At 73.9% G+C, this 1,899-nt stretch carries 1 protein-coding gene; it reads left to right on the top strand.

The genetic code is table 11. The features are described 5' to 3' along the window. Window positions 1–120 precede the first annotated feature (120 nt). Window positions 121–1,899: DUF4158 domain-containing protein (locus KBI5_RS24620; protein WP_277870135.1), on the top strand; the 1,779-nt coding region annotated here is incomplete at its 3' end.

Genomic DNA, 1,899 nt, shown 5'->3' on the forward strand with positions numbered 1-1,899 from the left:
GCTGGCGCGGTCGCCCTACTTGGGGTGCCGGTAAGGGGTCCGAGGAAGAACCGCGCAGGATTGAACGGTTAGGGCGGTTCGGTCGCTGGCGGTCGCCGGGTCGATGATCTGTGTGTGCCGGTGGAGTTCCTGACGGATGAGCAGGTTGCGGCGTACGGGCGGTTCGATGGTGAACCTGTGCGGGCTGAGTTGGAGCGGTTCTTCTTTCTGGATGACGCCGACCGGGAGCTCGTCGTCCGGCGCCGGGGCGAGCACTCGCGTCTGGGGTTCGCCGTTCAGCTGGGCACGGTGCGGTTCCTTGGGACGTTCCTGAGCGATCCGCTGGAGGTGCCGTGGGTGGTGGTGGACTATCTCGCGGGCCAGCTGGACGTTGCGGACTCGTCGGTGGTGAAGCGGTACACCGAGCGGCTGCCGACGCAGCATGAGCATGCTCGGGAGATCCGGTCGGTCTACGGCTACCGGGACTTCGCCGACCCGCAGGCAGCCACGGAGCTGCGGGCGTTCCTGGCGAGCCGGGCGTGGACGCAGGCAGAGGGTCCGGTGGCGCTGTTCGGTCAGGCCACGGCGTGGCTGCGCCGTAGCCGGGTGCTGTTGCCAGGGGTGAGTGTTCTGGCCCGTCTGGTGGTCTCCGTGCGCAGCGAGGCCACCGACCGGGTGCACCAGGAGCTCGCCGTCGCGGCTGAGCAGGCCGATCCGCAGTTGGCCGGACGGCTGCGCAGTCTCCTCGAGGTGGCGCCGGGTGCCCGGGTAAGCGAGCTGGAGYGGCTGCGGCGGGGGCCGACGCGGACGTCGGGGCCGGGCTTGGAGCGGGCGCTGTCACGGGCCGGCGAGGTCATCGTGGTGGGCGCCGGCGCGGCGGATGTGTCGGGGGTGCCAGCGAACCGGCTGGCGACGCTGGCCCGCTACGGCCTGGCGGCCAAGGCGCCGCTGCTACGCGAGCTCGCCGAGCCGCGGCGTACCGCGACCCTGCTGGCGACGGTGCGCGGTCTGGAAGCGGCGGCGGTCGACGACGCCCTGGACCTGTTCGACGTGCTGATGGCCACCCGGCTGCTCAACCCGGCGCGTCGCGCCGCGCAGCAGGAACGCCTCGCCGTCCTGCCGAAGCTGGAGAAGGCGTCGGTCACCCTCGCCGGCGCGGCGTCCGCGCTGCTGGGCCTGCTGGCCGGCACGGCCGGCGAGGCGCTCGACGTCGCCGCAGCCTGGGCGGTCGTGGAGCAGGTCGCGCCGCGGGAACGGGTGCTGGAGGCCGCCGCTCTGGTCGAGGAGCTGGTGCCCGGCGACGCCGGCCTGGAGACGGTGATGCGCGCCGAGCTGGCCCGCCGTTACGGCACGGTCCGCCCTTTTCTCCTCCTGCTCGCCGAGGCGCTGCCGCTGGCAGCGACCGGCGACGGCCAGCCGGTCCTCGACGCGGTCCGGCTACTGCCGAACCTGGTCGGCCGTCGCCGGATCCGCCCGGACGAGGTCGACATCGATCTGGTGCCGCCGGTGTGGCGGCGCGCGGTGCTGGCCAACCCGACGTTGCCGGCTGGCACGGTCGACCGCGACGGCTACGTGCTGTGCGTGCTGGAGCAGCTGCATCGGGCGCTGCGCCGGCGCGACGTGTTCGCCGTGCGTTCGCAGCGATGGTCTGACCCGCGGGCCCGGCTGCTCGCCGGCGAGGGATGGGATCGGGTCCGCGGCGAGGTGCTCGCCGGTCTCGGCCTGGCCGCCCCGGTCGAGACCCACCTGCGTGAGCTCGCCGGCTCGTTGGACGCCGCGTGGCGCCAGACCGTCGACCGGCTCGCCGAGGCCGGACCGGACAGCCCGGTGCGGGTCGAGCCGGCGGCCGACGGGCGGATGCGCCTGGCCGTGAGCCGGCTGGAGGCGCTCGGGGAACCGGACAGCCTGGTCGCGCTGCGG

Origin of the sequence: Frankia sp. KB5 (assembly GCF_002099325.1) — a bacterium.
Lineage (GTDB): Bacteria > Actinomycetota > Actinomycetes > Frankiales > Frankiaceae > Frankia > Frankia casuarinae.